General features: G+C 63.4%; 1 pseudogene. It reads left to right on the top strand.

The features are described from left to right. A pseudogene (locus ACLFKU_RS44975) lies at positions 1–243 on the top strand (IS21 family transposase); the annotation flags it as partial.

Here is a 243-nt window from a genome sequence, read left to right as displayed (position 1 = left end):
GCGTCGTTGAGGCCGGAGTCAAATACATCAAACGATCCTTCGTGCCGCTGCGCGAATTCCGCGATCTCGCCGACGCCAACCGTCAATTGCGCGACTGGGTGATGCAGCAGGCCGGCACGCGCGAGCAGCCGCTTGCACGTTTCGCCATCGAGAAGCCACTGCTCGCCAGACTGCCCGATGTGCCGCCAGTGCTGGCCGTATGGTGCGAGGTCAAGGTCCATACCGACGGGCACGTCGTCTACA

This window comes from Paraburkholderia sp. EG304, from assembly GCF_046543485.1.
Taxonomy (GTDB): domain Bacteria; phylum Pseudomonadota; class Gammaproteobacteria; order Burkholderiales; family Burkholderiaceae; genus Paraburkholderia; species Paraburkholderia youngii.
This window is presented reverse-complemented; position numbering and strand designations above follow the sequence as displayed.